We start from the raw sequence: 16,526 nt of genomic DNA on the forward strand, positions 1-16,526 counted from the left end.
CATCTTTCTAAGGACTTCACAATGGATTTCGAGGACACCCCAGAGGAGGCAGCGTACCGCGAGAGGGTGCGCGCCTACATCAAGGAACATAAATCTAAGCTCGCCCCCGGCGGGCGGTACGCCGACGCCAGCAAGGAAGATCAGCAACTCAGCCAGGCAACCTTGTACGACGGTGGCTTCATGGGAATTGGCCAGCCGAAGGAGTTCGGTGGTCAAGGCGGTACGCCCATCCAGCAGGCGATCGTCAACCAGGAGCTCGCCGAGGCGGGTGTCGCCGGACCGATCAACGGCATCGGTATGGGCATGTGTGCCCCGACCGTGATTGCGCACGGCAGCAAAGAACAGCAGGACCGCTATCTTCACCGGCTGTTTCGTGCCGACGATGTTTGGTGCCAGCTGTTCAGCGAGCCCGCCTCGGGCTCGGACCTCGCGGCTTTGCGTACGACGGCCGTTCGCGAGGCCGACGGCAACTGGCGGATCAACGGCCAGAAGGTCTGGACGACCGGCGCCCAGTTCAGCGACTACGGCATCCTGCTCACCCGCACCGACCCGACGCTCCCGAAACATCGTGGTTTGACGATGTTTGTCGTGGATATGCACCACCCGGGTGTCACGGTGCGCCCGTTGCGCCAGATGAGTGGCCGCTCGCAGTTCAATGAGGTCTACTTCGACGATGTGATCATTGCCGACGAAGAGCGCCTCGGCGACGTCAATGACGGGTGGCGCGTCGCGCTGACCACGCTCATGAACGAGCGGGTCAACGTCGGTGGCGGCGGCAGCGAGCTCGGCGTGCCGGCCGAGGAACTGCTCAAACACGCGCGCGCTCGGCTGCCCGAGCTCACGGAGGAGAACCGCGCGCTCGCGAAGCGCGACCTAGGCGCAATCCTCGTCGACTCACTCGGCTCGCGTTACACAGGACATCGAGTGCTTTCGAAGCTTAGTAAGGGTGAGGCTCCCGGCCCCGAAGCGAGCGCCGGCAAACTGTCCGGTACTCGTGTCGCGCGACACGGTGCCGATCTCGGCGTACGACTGCTCGGTGACGATGCGGTCTACGCCGCGACTTCGGACGGCAACAACCTGTGGCAATCGACCGAGGCCGGGCTGCCCGGACTCGCCATCGCCGGCGGCACCAACGAAGTACTGCGCAACATCATCGGCGAGCGGGTCCTCGGGCTGCCGGCCGAACCGCGTCTCGACAAGACCTCGCCGTTCGAAGGAGCGAAAAAGTCATGAATTTCGATTTAGACGAAGGTCAGCGGGAGTTCGCCGGCATGGCCGAGAAGTTCTTTAGTAAGAACGCTTCGCCTGCACACGCGCGTGATCAGCTCGATAGCGGCGCCGCTCCGGCGCCGGGTCTCAAGGCGATTGCCGAGCTCGGTTTCCTCGGCATCACCGTGCCGGAGTCGGAGGGCGGCATCGGTCAGTCCATGCTCGACCTCGCGGTTGTCGCCGAGCAGGCTGGGCGGGCGCTCGCCTCGCCGTCGATGATCACCTCGGCGCGCGCCGCCGTACTCCTCGCCGGACACAGCGAACACCTCGCCGCACTTGCCGATGGCAGTGTCGCGTACGCCGTCGTCGACGGCAACGGGCCCGCGATTGACGCGGCGACCGCGACGAAGTTCCTGGCGCTGGACGGCAAGTCGCTCGTGCTCGCCTCGGGAACGGTTGCTTCTGGTGAGCCGATCGATCCGACCCGCGGTCTGGCTACGGTCACGCTGACGGACAAAGAGGTCCTCGTCGAGGATGCGACCGAGCTGTGGGCGCGGGCCCGCCTCGCCGGCTTCATCGCGATCGCGGCCGAGGACCTCGGCACCGCGCAGAAGGCGCTCGATGTGGGCGTCGAATACGGCAATATGCGTGAGGCGTTCGGCCGCAAGATCGGGTCGTACCAGGCCATCAAGCATGCACTCGTCGACGTGTACGTCGATGTCGAGCAGCTCCGGTCGCTCGTGTGGTGGGCAGCCTGGGCATTCGACCACTCGCCCGACGAGGCTCCGCTGGCCGCGCATGCGGCGAAGGCGCGTGCCGCGGAGATCCTCGAACATGCCTCCGAGACGCTGATCCAGGTGCACGGTGGTATCGGCTTCACGTGGGAGCACGACGCGCACCTCTACTGGCGTCGCGCGAAGGTCGACCGGCTGTTGCTGGGCGACGCGAACAGTCATTTCACCGCTGTCGCGGAGCTCTCGCTCGCAACCGCTTAACTCACGACGTACGAAGTCGCCGTCCGGGATTTCCGGGCGGCGACTTTTGTCTGCCCGTCCGTCGCGTATGTCCGCCGATCCGTCACGTATGTTCCGCCGATCCGTCACGTATGTCCGCCGATCCGTCACGTATGTCCGCCGATCCGTCACGTATGTCTGCCCGTCCGCCACGAACATCCCCCGACGAGCCGTACATATGTGCTATTTGGCAGCGAGACCCCGCCACCGGCGCTGCAGAACGCCACATTTGTGAGCTACTGCCAGATTCACGGCCGGTAGTTATCCACAGGTGTGGACAACGCGGTGGATAACTACATGGATGTAACTATGGCGTGACCTGCGGAAATTGCGCCGCTAGCGCCACTTCATCGACATGACGAGCCCGACAATGATCGGCGCAAAGCCGACGACGTAGTTCCAAGCACCCAGGGAGATCATGAAGGGGATCTTGTCGCCACGGACGTAGAAGACGACGATGTACGCAAGGCCCGCCACCATCAGCAGAACCATCACCGGCGCCCACCACGGCGGGCTCGGCTCCTTCGCCGCCGCCCGCGTGCGGGCGCTTGGAAGTGTGTCGGCTGGCGGCGTGTATGCCGCCTTCTTGCGGACCTTGGACTTTGGCACCTGGGAAACTCCTTGGTGAATTCTCGTGGCCATCTGCAGGGCAGCGCCGACGTGGCGGAGCAACGACGTATAGGTTGCGAGTGGATGACCAACGTTCAGGATACCCGCAACCGACAGGCACACTGAGGCACATGGCGCGACATCGACGTAACCGCCCGACGAGATGGACCATCATGGTCCCGGTAGTCATGCTTATCGCGGGCTGCGTTTTTGGTATCAGTGCCTCCACGTCGAGGGGCAGCGACCTGCGCAGCGACGAATCCCAACTGCGCGAACTCGTCCTGGCTCGCGAGAGTGCGGTCAATAGGTACGCCGCGGAACGCAACCAACTCGATAAGTCCGTTGCGGATCTCCAGCAGGGGATCGCGGGGTACGACGTGAGCGTGGCCGCCGCCCAAAAGCAGGCCCAGGCGCTCGAACAGTCCGCCGGACTGACCGCGTTGACCGGCTCCGGAGTCGAGGTGTCACTGAATGACGCGCCGCTCGGCCCCAATGGCGAGCTGCCGCCCGGCGCGCGCCCCGACGACGTGGTGATCCATCAAAGCGATGTGCAAGGAGTGGTCAACGCGATGTGGGCCGCCGGAGTGGATGCCGTGACGATCATGGGCAAGCGGCTGATCAATACCAGCGCCGTACTCTGCGTCGGCAATACCTTGCTGCTCGATGGCAAGACCTACTCGCCGCCGTTTGTCATCGCCGGAATCGGCGACCAGAACGCGATCGAGCAGCACTTGAAAGACGAACCCGGCCTCGACCTGTTCTTCGAGGCCGTGGACGCGTTCGGTCTGGGGTACAAGGTGGTGCGTAAGAGCCAGATCAGCGCGCCGGCGTACGAAGGCGCGTTGGGTGTGTCGGTCGCCACGCCTATCGGTTAGCGTCGTACGGCGGTGATACACCAAACTAGAGGTCACGAGCAGAATCGTCGATAGGGGATCTATGTCCGACAACCCGTCGGAGCCGAAACACGCATCGTCCGCCGAGCCTGTCGATGGCGAGTCCGCGGCGCAAGACGAGCGCGTCGAAGGAGGGCACGAGTCGGAGCGCGCCGAGCTGGACGACCGAGGCACTGACGACCCGCACGCTCAAGATCCGGACGCTCAAGACCCACACGCTCAAGACCCACACGCTCAAGACCCAAAGGCTCAGGATGACGAAAGGCCGGTGCAGCGCAAGGGCGACGTGGTCCGCACGGTATTGCGCGGCGTCGGCCAGACGCTCATCACGCTTGGTGTCGTCGTCCTGCTTTTCATCGTCTACGAAGCGTTCATCACCAACATTTTCAACGCGCAGAAGCAGAACAAGCTGCACGCACAGTTGGAGCAGCAGTGGGACGACCCGACGGTCGGTGTACCGCAGCAAGAGACCAAGATCAGCGAGGTGCCGATCGGTGACGCGTTCGCGATCCTGCGGATCCCGGCGTTCGGCGCCGACTTCAACGAGGCGATCGTGGAGGGTACGACGGAGGCCGCGCTGCTCAAGGGCCCCGGCCACTACACCGACACGGTCGGGCCGGGAGAGGTCGGCAACTTCGCCGTCGCCGGACACCGCGTCGGCAAGGGCTCACCGTTTCTCAACCTGGACAAGCTCAAACCCGGCGACGCGATCGTGTTTGAGACGAAGGCGAACTGGTATGTCTATCGCGTGATCGGCAAGCCCGGCACCGACGACTACGTGGATCCGGCGTACCCGGCGAAGGGCATGTCGGTCGTTAAGCCGAGCGACTACGACGTGATCGCGCCGGTGCCGGGGGACCCTAAGGCGGAGCCGACGCAGAAGCTACTCACGTTGACGACGTGCCATCCGAAGTTCTCGGCCGCAGAGAGGCTCATCGTGCATGCCTACCTGGAGGGGGAACCCTTGTCGAAAGCGCAGTACCCCGCGGCGAGCGACGTGCCCGCGCTGAAGGAGGGCTGATCGGATGTATACGTGGCTGTGGCGCAAGCTCCCTGGAGGCCTGCCCCTCAAGTTGCTGCAGGTGCTTATCCTGTTCTTAGCGGTAACGGCGCTGCTCTTCTTCGTGATCTTCCCGTGGATCGAGCCGTTGATGCCATACAACAACGTGACCGTCAACTGACCCGTCGGTTGACCGCGCGACAGCGAGGAGCCTGCAGTGAGCATGAAAGTCCTGGTCGTGGACAACTACGACAGTTTCGTGTTCAACCTCGTGCAATACATCGCAGAGCTCGGCGCCCAGACGGCCGTCGTACGCAATGACGACGTCACCTCAGATCTGCTGGGGGCTCAGCAACTGATCGCGCAACACGCACCGGACGGCGTACTGATTTCGCCGGGTCCGGGTACGCCGTCCGAGGCCGGCGTCTCCAAAGCAATGGTGACGGCGTGCTCGATGGCGGGACTTCCGTTGTTCGGGGTGTGCCTGGGGCATCAGGCGATCGGAGAGGTGTTCGGCGGGGACGTCGTAAACGCCGCCGAGCTTCTTCACGGCAAGACTTCTCAGGTCGAGCACGACGGACAAGGGGTGCTACGAGGTCTGCCGTCGCCCTTCACCGCGACCCGCTACCACTCGCTGGTCGTCGACGCCGCGACGATGCCGGACAACCTGGAAGTCACCGGTACGACGGGCTCTGGTGCCGTGATGGCGTTGCGGCACAAGAACCTGCCGATCGACGGGGTGCAGTTTCACCCTGAGTCGGTGCTCACCGAGCACGGCTACCAGATCGTCGCCAACTGGCTCGAATCGATCGGCCAACCCGGCGCGGTCGAGGCATCCGATGCGCTCGATGTCGCATTGGGTGAAGTCCGCGACGAGGCGAAGTTCTCCCTCGCCTAGCGGTCAACCAGGAGTTTGGTTCGCATCGGACAGACGGTCGGCTACGGTTATCCGCAGTGACGCGCCTTTTGCGAAGATCGGAAGCGCCCGGGCCGAATCCGGCAATTGCACCGTTCCCACGTGGACTCCGTCCGTAGTGGGGCGCAAATCGAGCTTTTTCGGCATCTTAGGCACCGAACTGATGGCGCCGATGACTTGCGAGTTCCACTCGTACCAAGCCTCCGCAGCAAGCTCGGATCCACCGACGTCCACGATCAGCGAGTCCTGCCAGTCCCCGACTTGTTCGAGGTGATTGGAGAAGTCGAAAGCACCGCGATCCGTGACCACCGAGTGCACGTTAAGGGTTACCACGTACCGGCTCAAATTTCCGCTCACGATCGCGGGATCTGTGGTGTCGGTCGCGGTCGGGGGAATGAGGAAGGTCGACACAATGGGGATCGGTGCGTCGGCTCGGTCGTGCTTGACGTCGGCATCGGGCGCCGGATTAGTCGCAGCGGCCGCAACCTTGTTCAGGATAATCGGGCACCAACGTGCGGCTGCCTGCTCGCTAATCACAATCGCGAGGCCCCTGATGGATAGCCGCATATCGGCCTGCCAGGTTGTGCCGTCGTCTGGCAGGTCCCGAGTCAGGTCCGCGAACGAGAGAGATACTGCCCAGCGCCCGAATAGGAATCGTCGAAGGTTCTGGTAACCCTCTTCCGAGTTGACTTCACCGTACGGTCCTGAATGGGACTTATAGATGTAGGCGCGATGGGCACCCTTGACGTAGGCGTTCTTGATTCGCACCAGTCCGTCACTTTGCGGACCGATCGCGAGTCGGGCTGGCCCATAGTCCTTCGGATCCGTGCCGACAATGCAAAAGATCTTATTGAGGTCGAAGACGTCGTCGGGAACGCGCCGTGGGTCCCAGGGCTCATCCCTGGGTGGGTCGTCCCCGAAGCTGGCCCCCGGGGTGAGATAGCCATACATCTTGGGCGGGGAGAACATGTCCGATCCCGCGGGACCGAAGATTTCCATGGCCGCGTTGACGCCGAGCAGCGCGGTCTCGATGCCTCCATGCGGAGTTCCGTAGGTAAAGAGCTTGTCGACGATCTCGCGGGCCGGTCGTCGCGGGGTCTTGCCATCAGCGGTCTGGCAGATCTTCTGCATCATGCACCGGGCCACCAGGCCACCCATTGAGTGCGCAACCAGAATCACCTTGGGCTGTCCAGTACGGTCCAGAATCTCGAGGATCATGTTGTACAGGTCGGTTGCAGCTGCTTCGATGTGGAACCCGTCGGCGCTGACCATGTGGTGGAGCTTGTCTTCGATGCGCTGGAAGAGGCTCTCCTTCGGCGCGGGTGCGAACGTCGTTGCGGCGACGTCATAAAAGCGATCGATCCAGACGGATCCCCCGTCAAGTAGGCCCTTCCGTTGATCGAGCAGTTGCCGCTGCCCTCCGTTGACGAGCAGTTTGTATCCTTCCTCGACCAGCAGCCGGATCAGTGGCCCCTCGAACTGGTAGTACGCCGGATCGCCGTCTCCATCGATTCGGACATGGGTCGTGCCGGTGTTGAACCCGTAAAAAGGATCGTTAGTCGTGGTGTCGATACCATCAGTCGTGCCGGCAAAGCCTCGCAAATAGACGATGGGTAGTTTGGTCCGACCGGCATCAATAGGCGCAGTATCTCGACTTGACGAGTTCGATGTAATGGACATCACACAAGTGTGCGACCACGGCGCAGGTCATGTCCAGGGGTGGACGAGACTAGACGAGGCGCCGGGGGACTGCTCGTCGCTGTTTAAATTCGCGTCGATGAGGTTGTCTCAAAGCTGGTCTTCAACCCGATCGGCTCCCTCCCATCGATGACACTGTCTAGCGTTTCCTCGACCTCCCGGTAGGGCGCGAGCACTCGGGCCGAGCGCCGCCCAAGTCGCGGACAGTGCCTTTACGTACAAGTACGCAGACGAGGCAGGACAGATTCGGTGTTCTCCACGATGCGCACACGGCCCCCGAACCGTCATAGTGCCTGTAGGAGGAGCAACTATGAAACTGTTCGGCAACCACGACAAGCAGACCATCGAAGTCAGGGTCGATCCCGCACACGTCCAGGCCGGCGGCACAGTCACCGCGACCGTCCGCGTGACCGGGCCGCCCGATGACAAGGCCCGCGGCGTGGCAGCCCGGCTAGTGTCCAAGCACCGCTGGAGCTCCAAGTCGACAGATGAAGACGGCGACACGACGATAAACGTCCACAACGACATCGGTGTGGTCGCCGAGTCCACGTTGATACCTGCCGGCCAACCGGTTGTGGAAGGCGACTACAGCACTGTCTTTGTCGTCCCTCCCGACGCCTGCCGCACCGTCAACGGGGCCCTGGGTTGGGCCGTCCAGGGCGTCATCTCCCACCGGCTACGCTCCACGACCGCCGAATGCGCTTTGCAGGTGAACTCGAACGCCAAGGGCCATCCGGAGATCACTGCTCGGGCGCCCGAGCTCGTCGGCGGCCCGGCCTTCCACGTCGAGGTGTCGGCCCGAGACATGCTTGCCGGCGCGAAGATCTGCGGCACGGTAATTGTCGAAGCGTCGAAGGCGGTGACCTACAAGTCGCTCGATGTGGATCTGCGCCTGGTTCGAGGGGACGGACAGAACGTCATCGCCAAGGGCGCCCAATACTCGGTCTTCGTGCGCCACGGTTCCGTGCACTTCGCCGAGCAGCTGAGTATGCCGGCCGGAACCGCCAAGGCGTTCCCCTTCGAACTCGGTGTGCCCGCAGACGCGGTGGCAACCCTCAGGTCGCTGCACACCGTGCTCACCTGGTACGTGGTCGCGACGGGAACCACTGGTGCGCTACACGCAGACCACCAGGTGCATCTCGCTCTCGACGTGCACTGAAACGCAGACACCGCAACCAAACGGAGGAACACGGAATGACAATGATCGATACCGTACGGCCCGTGCTCGGACCTCCGCTCAGCGCTCCGTCGTGCCGCTAAGAAGACAGTCAGGCAGGCGGGGAAAAGGACCGAGAAGGGCAAATTCATAATCGTGGTTCGAGTCCAGCGCACCTTTTCCGTCCCCGTCGACAGCGCGAAGGTCGCGGCATACCTTCGCGACTTCGCCAACGCCGTCCATTGGGATCCAGGCACGATTTCCTGTACGCAATCAACGTCGGGGCCTGTGGCGGTGGGCACCAAGTGGACCAACGTGTCCAAGGTGCTAAGAAGCGAAACAGAGCTAACCTACGAGCTTACGAAGGACTCCGCCGACCAGATCAAACGCGAAATGCCCGGTATTGTTGGGAAGTACGCGTAGACGGGGCAGAGCGCGCATTTCGTTGAGCACGGCAGCCAGAACCGATTCAGCCCGCGGCGACGAGGCGATCAGTTAGCGGATTTGGGTACGGCGTTCCTGCTCGCGGATGCGGCCCGAGCTGCGGTCCCATGTGGAGTAATCCGGCGCAAGGAGCCGGTTCATGGCCTTGCCCGCCTTGGCTATATAGCGGGTGATTCCGGTGTTCCGTCGCGTTTTCATGGTTCAAGCATCGGCGTAGTTAGACCCCGTTTCCATTGGCAGAAATGACAACTATCATTGGATTACTGCCAATGGTGTGCGACTATCGACCCCATGCCAGCGAGACAGCGCATCCGTAATGTCGTAGCAATCATTTCCGAGCCGCAGTCGCCATTTGAGCTGAGCGTCGCGGTTGAGGTGTTCGGCGTGGATCGAGTCGCGGACGGCGTACCGAAATACGACTTCGCGGTCTGCGCGCTCGAGCCAGGGCCGGTCGAGGCGGTCGGTGGTTTTACGATCACCACGCCGTACGGGCTCGAACGTACCTCCAGGGCAGATCTGGTTATCGTGCCCACGTGGGCACGGCCGGACACACCGCCGCCGCTGGAGATGGTCGAGGCGCTTAGAGCGGCTTTGGATAGGGGAGCGATCGTCGCGTCGTTTTGCACCGGCGCCTTCGCGCTGGCGCACGCCGGGCTGCTCGACGCACGCCGATGTACGACGCACCACCACCACATCGACGCCTTCCGCGCCGCCTTTCCCGACATCATCGTCGACCCCGATGTGCTGTACGTCAGCGATGGCAGGGTAGTGACCAGTGCCGGTACGGCGGCCGCGATCGATCTGTGCCTGCACCTGGTTCGCGAGAGCGACGGTGCGGAGGTCGCGACCAAGATCGCCCGCCGGATGGTGGTGCCGCCGCAGCGCGACGGCGGTCAGGCACAGTTCATCCACAAGCCGGTCGTCGAGTGCCGCGACTCGGCGCTGTCGGAACTGCTCGACCGATTGCTCGCCGATGTCGCGGCCGAGCACACGGTCGAGGACATGGCAGCGTCGATGTCCATGTCACCTCGCAGCTTCGCGCGCCGATTCGTCGAACAGACCGGCACGACGCCGTACAAATGGCTGGTGCAGCAGCGAATCCAATATGCCCAGCACCTTCTCGAGCAGACCGACGATCCGATGGACAAGGTCGCCGTACGGTCCGGTTTCAAGGATGCCGCGACCATGCGGGTGCATTTCGGTCGGATCGTGAAGACCACGCCGACCGCCTACCGTCGCGCGTTTGCCGGTGTCTAGATGCGCTCAGCCGCTTCCTTGTCCCGCCTCCAGTGCCGCGACAAGGGGGAGTTTCGCGTGACAGGGGGTGACGATGCGCCCCTGCCGCGGGTACGTAACGCCGGGTGTGGCTTAGGGACGGACCGCGGGCACGGACGATCGCACCTTCTGCACATACGCGTCGATCTCGGTGCGCAGGTCGTCGAGCTGGGTCGGATCGCCGGCGGCCACTCGGTCCATTAGCGCGGAGTGCTCGGCGCCGAGCCGTGCCAACAGCGCTTGGTCTACTGCGGGACCGGCATCGAGCAGGACGGGCGCGACTGCGCCGAGCCGTAAAGACAGTGCTTCGCGGGTCGCGCGTTCCTCGTCGCGTTCGCGTTCGCGTAGCGAGGTACGCCGGGTCGCCGCACTGACCAAGAAGGCAGTCGCCGCGAGCGCGATCACCAGCCCGGCAGCGATCCAGCCCCACGGCGGGGTCGGCGGGTCGTAACTGTTGCGGTTGACTTGTGCGATCGAGTGTTCCGCGGCGAGCTGGTCGTAGAGAAGCGCGAGTTGTCGCACTAAGGGTTCGTTGCCTCCCGAAGGATTCTCGAGGCCGGAGTAGTCGTCAATCAGCGAGTATTTGTTGTATTTCCCGATCCGCGCGTCGGAGCCGATCTGTGCCGCCTTGACGTCCCCATCCTGGACGACGAAGACGACGGCATCGGGATACTCGGCCGCCATCGCGTTCGCCAGATTGTAGGGATTAGTGGTCTGGGACGAGTCGGCGACGGCGACCAGCATGGCCCGATTGCCGATGTCCTGGGAGATCGCGGCTATCTCCTTGCGTGGTAGGTCACCGAGGGACAGGACGTTGGATGTGGAAAGCGCCGAGATGTCGGCGGTGGTCTGGGTGGAAAAGTCCGCTGGCGATGTCAATGACTTCACGAAGAACCCGGCGAACCCAATAATCACGACGACAATGACCACGCGGCCTACGAGTGCCGGCTTGTCCGCGCGCCGCACCCGCTTCGTCAACTTCGCTTTTATACGGGCAAAAAGCGACGGTTTCGCTGGCCGAGCGGGTTCAGGTACGACGCGCATCGCGGCTGGAAGACTCTGTGTCGGCCCGGACCCTGGGCGGTCTAGGTCGCGCGCGGCGTGATCCAGTGCGTCCCAAGCGGCGAGCGCGATCTGCCCGGCGTGGGCAGGTTCGTGATCTACGTCGATTCCATGCAACGTCAGCAAATCGGCATATGCGCCGTCGAGTAGTGCTTGGATCTCGGGTGGTTTGGTCAGGCCGCCGTCCTTGCCAAGGTACGGCGCCGTGCTGAGACCGAGATAGCTCGCGGCGAGCGCACTCGAGACGTGGTCGCGCCATTGTTGCCTGCTCTGACTGCTCACCGGCCGGCGCCGCTCAATCAGGTACTCGAGGCCGAAGCCGACGGCGATGAGGAGCGAGGTCGCGAGCAGCAAGTAGGACACCCAGCGGGGAAAGCTGGTCTCGGGCAGGCTGGGCAGGGGACGGTCGAACGCGTGGCTCTTGATCGCCGATCCGGCGACGTTGGTGACCCAGTCAAGGACCGCGCCGTACTGGGGCGCGGACGCGGCGAAAGAGAATCCGCCCAGTCCGTAGACCTGCATGTAGGCATCGACCATGATCTGCCGGTCCACGCCAGCAGACTCGATCCATTTGCCGGTCATGACAAGTACGGCGTCGTCGGGGTACCTCTGCGCGAGAGCGCCTGCGTAGTCGACCGCCGTACCGGGTGCGGCGTACGGAAGGATCGCGACCTTGAGCGTCTTGCCGGGAGCGACGGCACCCCACGCCTTTTTGTATTCGGGTCGCGGGCTGATCGACGGGTCGACGAACAGATCGCCGGCGTCCAGGGCGGCGGTGATCGGCGCGAGTTCGGCTTCGGTCGGAGGGCGCGTGTCGGTGAGAGCGAGGGTCTTGGCGGTCGTGGCGTCCGAGCCTGCGTGGGTGATGTCCTGATAGTCCGACGTCCCGGGCACGTAGGCGGCCGCGGTCTTGGCGACGTAGACCACCGTCGAGGTCGCATCACCGGTGCGCATCGCTTCCCGCATGGGTACGCCGGTCGAGGGTGTCGAGATGACATACAGATCGGGCCCGGGGAGATAGACCTCCTGACCATGCACCATGACGACCGACAGCCCACGCTTCTGCGCCCAGTATTTCTGCACGGTGTTGTCGCGAACGCGGGTCTTCTCTACGGCGCCGAGCGGGGTCGGTGGGGTGACGACAACGAGCACCTTGGTCCCGGCGGTAGCCGCAATAATCGTGGCGTCATCGAGGTAGGTGTCGGCGCCCGGCATGCGCACGATCTGCCCACCTGACTCGTGCCCGGCGACGGCGGCGAGGAAGTCGTCGCCGGTCCACGAGGGTTCCTCGCTGTCGCTGTCCTGGTTAAACCGCGAGATGCTGTCGGCGACGTCATTACTGATTGCGTTGGCGCCGTCGGTGTTGCTGTTGAACGACGGGCTCGCGGTAGCGGCAATCGTCAGAATCCCGCCCACGAGCGCGAGTACGACGTACGTCGCGAGAAACGCGCGCAGTACGACTAACCACCCGGGGCGACGATGCGCGGTCGTACGACGCACTACTTTCCGCCCTGTTTCCCGTCGTGCGCAACGCCGCTACGCGCTGTGAGCAGTGCCCGCTCGGCCCGCAGCAGCAGTTGATCGGCGCGCCCGCAGACACGCGCCGAACGGCGGTCCTCGGCCGTCGCGAGCAGTGCCTCGGCGGTGTCGCGGATGCCTGCGGCTTCGGAGGTGTCGACGTCGACGGGGCTGGTATCGATCTCGTACGTGACGGCCTCAAGGCGGGCGCGCACGGCCCGGATTGCGGGCGCAAAGGACTTGTTCTGATCGCGTCGTACTCGCAAGTAAGCGGTCAGGAACGCCGCCAGTACGACGATGGCAACGGCGAGAGCGAGGATGAGCCACGTGGGCACGCGCGTCCTCCTCGGTCTACTTTGTCGGTCCGCCCGCGGCGCTTGTACGCCGCCCGCAGATGATATCGGCTGGACTCTGACGTCGTGGCTCATCGATGAGTTCCTGAGCTAGTGCCCCTTGGCCTTCGGCGCGGTGGCGCGTACCTTTTTGCCGAATGCGTCGATGTCGCTGCGGAGCGTGTCGATGTCGCCTGGGTCGACCTCATCGAGCCGTTGCAGGAGCGCCGAATACTCCGCGCCCAGACTCGCCAGCCGCTCGGTATCCGAGGTGGATTCGTCGCGCGCTTTCAGCAGCAGCAGTGCGATGCCGGCGGCTCGCGTGGCGAGCGCTTCGCGTGCGGCCCGCTGCTCGGTCCGTTCACGTTCTCGGGCGGCGGCTTGCCGCGTCCCGGTGCGCACCATCAGGCCGGCGGCGGCCAGCGAGACCGCCAGCCCGGCGGCGATCCAGCCCCACGGCGGCGACGGCGGGTCGTACGTCGTACGGTTGACGTTGTCGATCGAGCCGTCCGCGCCGAGCCGGTCATAGAGCAACGCGAGTTGCCGAACGAGCGGGGCGTTACCGGCCTCGCTGTTCCCCAGACCCGTGTAGTCGTCGATGAGGGAGTACCGGTCGTAGTCACCTTCCTGGACACTTGACCCGATCTCCGCCGAGTCGACCTCACCGTCCTTGATCACGAAGACGACCGCGTCCGGGTAGTTCTTGGCCATGTTGTAGGCCAGGTCGGAGTTGTACTCACCCGATTTGTTGCTGACCGCGACCAGCATGCCGCGATCGCCCACGATGTGCCGCAGTGCCTTGACGTCGACGCCGTCCACGCCGACGGTCATGATGTTCGACGTGCTCAGGGCTGTGACGTTCATGTCCGGATGGTCGTCCATATTCGCTTCGCGGACCTTGTTGAGGAGTAAGAACCCGCCAACGAGACCGCCGATGACGCAGACCGTGATCAGCCAGCCCCTGATTTGATTGTGCATCTTCGTCTGCCGCTCGCGGTCCTCTTTGACGGTGGCCGGGTCCGGCGCGGTGCGCAGAGTTGCCGGCATCGTCTGCGTCGGCCCGGCTTCGGGTCGGTCGAGCGCCGCGGCGGCCTTATCCAGGGCGTGCCAGATCGTGTCCGCCAGATGTTCGGCTCGCTTGTGGCTCTTGTCCACGTTGATGCCGCGCAGGGTGAGCAGGTCGGCGTACGCGCTATCTAGTAGGTGCTGCACCGAGGCCGGTTTGTCGAGGCTGCCGTCCTTGCCGAGGTACGGCGCACTCGAGAGGTCGAGATAGCTGGCGGCGAATCCGCCCGCCACCCGGTCGCGCCAGTGTTGACCGTTTAGCTCGGCGGCGTTCGGGCGTTTCGAGAGCAGAAAATCGACGCCGAAACCGGCCGCAATGACAAGCGACGTGGCCAGGAGCAGATACGACGCCCACCGCGGGAAGCCAGGCTTCGGCAGGACCGGCAGGGGGCGCGCGAACGCGTGACTTTCGGTGGCGGACGCGTCGATGCTGGTGATCCAGTCGAGGATCTTCCCGGCGTGCTGCTGCGAGGCCTCGTCGAGTGCGAAGCCGCCCAGACCGTACGTCTGGATCATGGCGTCGACCATCGTCTGCCGGTTGATGCCTGCCGATTCGACCCACTTGCCGGTCATCACCAGGATGGCGTCGTGAGGGTACTTCTTCTTCAGGGCCGCGGTGTAGTCGATCGCGGTGCCCGGCTTCGCGAACGGGAGGATGACAACTTTGAGTTTCTTGCCGGGTGCGACGTCGCCCCAGGCCTTGTTGTACTTGGGTTTGTGTTTGATGGACGGGTCGACGTAGAGGTTGCCGGAGTTCAATTTTTTGGTGATCGGGGCGAGTTCGGCACTTGTGGGCGCTCGAGTGTCGGTCAGCGCCAGGTCCTTTGCTGTGGTCGCACCGCTGCCCGGCGGGTACTCACGCGGCTGATCGTTTTTGTTCGCGTGTTGGACCGATTCCGTCGCGACGTAGATCACCGATGGGGTCATGTCCGCGGTGCGCATCACCTCACGCATCGGGATTCCGCCCTGCGGCGTCGTACGGATATATAGGTCCGGTCCGGGCAAGTACGCCGCCTGACCGTGAACCATGATGACAGTTAGCCCGCGCTTGGCAGCCCAGAACTTCTGCACCGTGTTGTCGCGGACTCGGGTCTTCTCGACGGCCCCAAGCGGGGTCGGTGGGGTGACCACAACGACGAGATTGCTCCCCGCGATGGCCGCCTCGACAGCCGCGTCATCGAGGTAGGTCTGCGCACCTGGCATTCGCACTATCTGGCCGCCGGAGTCGTGCCCTTTAACCGCGGCGAGGAAGTCGTCGGCGCTCCACGAGGGTTCTTGTTCGGCGGCGCCGCTGTTGAAGCGCGACGTACTGCCGGCCGGGTCCGAGGAAAGTCGGTCCAGTGCGGACGACGAGTCTGACGGGTCGAATGGCGCCGACGGCCCGAAGGTGAGTATGCCGATCCCCGCGACGATCCCGAATACGACGTACAAGGCGAGGACTACCCGCAGCGTCGATGCCCACGGGCCCCGATGGGCGGGCCGTGGTGGCTTACGACGTTTAGATCTCACTCATTGGATGGTAGCGACCGGAGGTCAACGCCCGACGCGTTCCCATCGTCGTACCCCGTCACTCTTGAGGATTCGCCCGAAGGCGAGGTCCGGAAAGTGTCCCGCGGCCACGAGGTCGGCCTTCGCTAGCGCTTCGTCGGCGATCGCATTGCGTACGGCGCTGGCCATCGCGGCGTCGACGTCGTACACCGCCTGCCAGTCGGGTTCGGACAGTTCGACGACCGAGTGCACGATGTCGCCGAGCAGTAGCGCGCGCTGCCCCTCGCTGGAGATGATGAACAGCGTCGTACCGGGAGTGTGCCCGGGCGCCGGCCGCGCGTCGAGGCCGGGCGCGACAGTGTGTTCGGCGTCGAACAGTTCCAACTGCGGCTCGATCGGTTTCAGTTTCTTGACCGCGCCCGGTACGGCGTCGTCGGCGGTCACGAAGTGTGCCCAGTCCGCGGCGTGCGCGCGATATGTCGCGTTCGGGAAGATCACCTGACCTTTCGACGTCGCCCAGCCCACGTGGTCGTAGTGCAGGTGCGTGAACAGAACGTCGGTGACATCGGCGGGCTCGACGCCGTACCCGCGCAGACTGTCAAGGAATCCACCGACCTGGACGTCGTCGGCCTTGATGGTGCCGAGTCCGGTGTCGATGACGATGATGCGGCCACCGGTGCGGATCAGGAACCCGCCGGCGGTCATGTGCAACGCTCCACTGTCGTCGAGGAGTTCGCTGTGACACGCCCAGGCGTCGTCTACGCCGGGCCGACTGAGGATGTCACGGGCCGGCGCCTGCATGGAACCGTCGATGACGGGGAGTACGTCGAGCTGACCGATCTTCATAT

The 16,526-nt window shown here is 64.0% G+C and carries 15 protein-coding genes; 8 read left to right on the forward strand and 7 right to left on the reverse strand.

Going from position 1 to position 16,526, the window contains the following annotated elements:
* The first annotated feature begins 21 nt into the window (after positions 1–21).
* Together CLV47_RS06955 and CLV47_RS06960 are read left to right on the forward strand one after the other, a co-directional pair.
* On the forward strand, positions 22–1,233 hold the full coding sequence (locus CLV47_RS06955; RefSeq protein ID WP_106348299.1) for an acyl-CoA dehydrogenase family protein: 1,212 nt from the start codon (positions 22–24) through the stop codon (positions 1,231–1,233).
* Positions 1,230–2,204, forward strand: a complete 975-nt coding sequence (locus CLV47_RS06960; RefSeq protein WP_106348300.1) for an acyl-CoA dehydrogenase family protein — start codon at positions 1,230–1,232, stop codon at positions 2,202–2,204. Before CLV47_RS06955 ends, CLV47_RS06960 begins: the two co-directional genes overlap by 4 nt.
* A 354-nt stretch (positions 2,205–2,558) precedes the next feature.
* Here CLV47_RS06960 and CLV47_RS06965 read toward each other — a convergent pair whose 3' ends face one another.
* Entirely contained in the window at positions 2,559–2,831 is a 273-nt protein-coding gene (locus tag CLV47_RS06965; RefSeq protein ID WP_106348417.1) for a cell division protein CrgA, read from the reverse strand.
* 131 nt (positions 2,832–2,962) lie between these two features.
* Here CLV47_RS06965 and CLV47_RS06970 point away from each other — a divergent pair, with 131 nt between their 5' ends.
* From CLV47_RS06970 to CLV47_RS06980, 4 genes are all read left to right on the forward strand, one after another.
* Positions 2,963–3,706: a DUF881 domain-containing protein gene (locus CLV47_RS06970; protein ID WP_106348301.1), complete on the forward strand. Its 744-nt coding sequence runs from the start codon at positions 2,963–2,965 to the stop codon at positions 3,704–3,706.
* A gap of 61 nt (positions 3,707–3,767) precedes the next feature.
* Positions 3,768–4,745, forward strand: coding sequence for a class E sortase (locus CLV47_RS06975; protein ID WP_106348302.1), 978 nt, complete (start codon positions 3,768–3,770; stop codon positions 4,743–4,745).
* A 4-nt stretch (positions 4,746–4,749) separates the two neighbouring features.
* The gene (locus tag CLV47_RS21995; RefSeq protein WP_170110989.1) at positions 4,750–4,905 is read left to right on the forward strand and encodes a hypothetical protein; all 156 of its coding nucleotides are present in this window, start codon (positions 4,750–4,752) and stop codon (positions 4,903–4,905) included.
* A 42-nt stretch (positions 4,906–4,947) separates the two neighbouring features.
* Complete coding sequence (locus tag CLV47_RS06980; RefSeq protein ID WP_238145275.1) at positions 4,948–5,622, forward strand: aminodeoxychorismate/anthranilate synthase component II; 675 nt, start codon at positions 4,948–4,950, stop codon at positions 5,620–5,622.
* A gap of 3 nt (positions 5,623–5,625) precedes the next feature.
* On the opposite strand, the gene CLV47_RS06985 is transcribed toward CLV47_RS06980, so the two are convergent.
* Positions 5,626–7,320 (reverse strand): esterase/lipase family protein, encoded by a 1,695-nt coding sequence (locus CLV47_RS06985; protein WP_146135307.1) that lies wholly within the window; start codon positions 7,318–7,320, stop codon positions 5,626–5,628.
* Between the two features lie 328 nt (positions 7,321–7,648).
* Here CLV47_RS06985 and CLV47_RS06990 point away from each other — a divergent pair, with 328 nt between their 5' ends.
* Positions 7,649–8,497, forward strand: a complete 849-nt coding sequence (locus CLV47_RS06990; protein ID WP_106348305.1) for a hypothetical protein — start codon at positions 7,649–7,651, stop codon at positions 8,495–8,497.
* A gap of 492 nt (positions 8,498–8,989) precedes the next feature.
* Here the strand turns inward: CLV47_RS06990 and CLV47_RS22000 are convergent, their stop codons facing one another.
* A complete protein-coding gene (locus tag CLV47_RS22000) occupies positions 8,990–9,136 on the reverse strand; it encodes a hypothetical protein (RefSeq protein ID WP_170110990.1) in 147 nt (48 codons plus the stop codon).
* Between the two features lie 93 nt (positions 9,137–9,229).
* On the opposite strand from CLV47_RS22000, the gene CLV47_RS07000 reads away from it, so the two are divergent.
* Positions 9,230–10,195, forward strand: a complete 966-nt coding sequence (locus CLV47_RS07000; protein ID WP_106348307.1) for a helix-turn-helix domain-containing protein — start codon at positions 9,230–9,232, stop codon at positions 10,193–10,195.
* A 111-nt stretch (positions 10,196–10,306) separates the two neighbouring features.
* Here CLV47_RS07000 and CLV47_RS07005 read toward each other — a convergent pair whose 3' ends face one another.
* The 4 genes from CLV47_RS07005 to CLV47_RS07020 all read right to left on the reverse strand — a co-directional run bounded on the left by CLV47_RS07005 (position 10,307) and on the right by CLV47_RS07020 (position 16,524).
* Positions 10,307–12,775, reverse strand: a complete 2,469-nt coding sequence (locus tag CLV47_RS07005; protein ID WP_106348308.1) for a hypothetical protein — start codon at positions 12,773–12,775, stop codon at positions 10,307–10,309.
* A complete protein-coding gene (locus tag CLV47_RS07010; protein WP_106348309.1) occupies positions 12,775–13,128 on the reverse strand; it encodes a hypothetical protein in 354 nt (117 codons plus the stop codon). The genes CLV47_RS07005 and CLV47_RS07010 overlap by 1 nt, the downstream gene beginning before the upstream one ends.
* Before the next feature lie 108 nt (positions 13,129–13,236).
* Entirely contained in the window at positions 13,237–15,699 is a 2,463-nt protein-coding gene (locus CLV47_RS07015) for a hypothetical protein (protein ID WP_146135308.1), read from the reverse strand.
* A gap of 24 nt (positions 15,700–15,723) precedes the next feature.
* Positions 15,724–16,524 carry an MBL fold metallo-hydrolase gene (locus CLV47_RS07020; protein ID WP_106348311.1) on the reverse strand — a complete coding sequence of 267 codons (801 nt, stop codon included), beginning with the start codon at positions 16,522–16,524 and terminating at the stop codon, positions 15,724–15,726.
* Positions 16,525–16,526 lie beyond the last annotated feature (2 nt).

The sequence above is a fragment of the Antricoccus suffuscus genome (assembly GCF_003003235.1).
GTDB lineage: Bacteria > Actinomycetota > Actinomycetes > Mycobacteriales > Antricoccaceae > Antricoccus > Antricoccus suffuscus.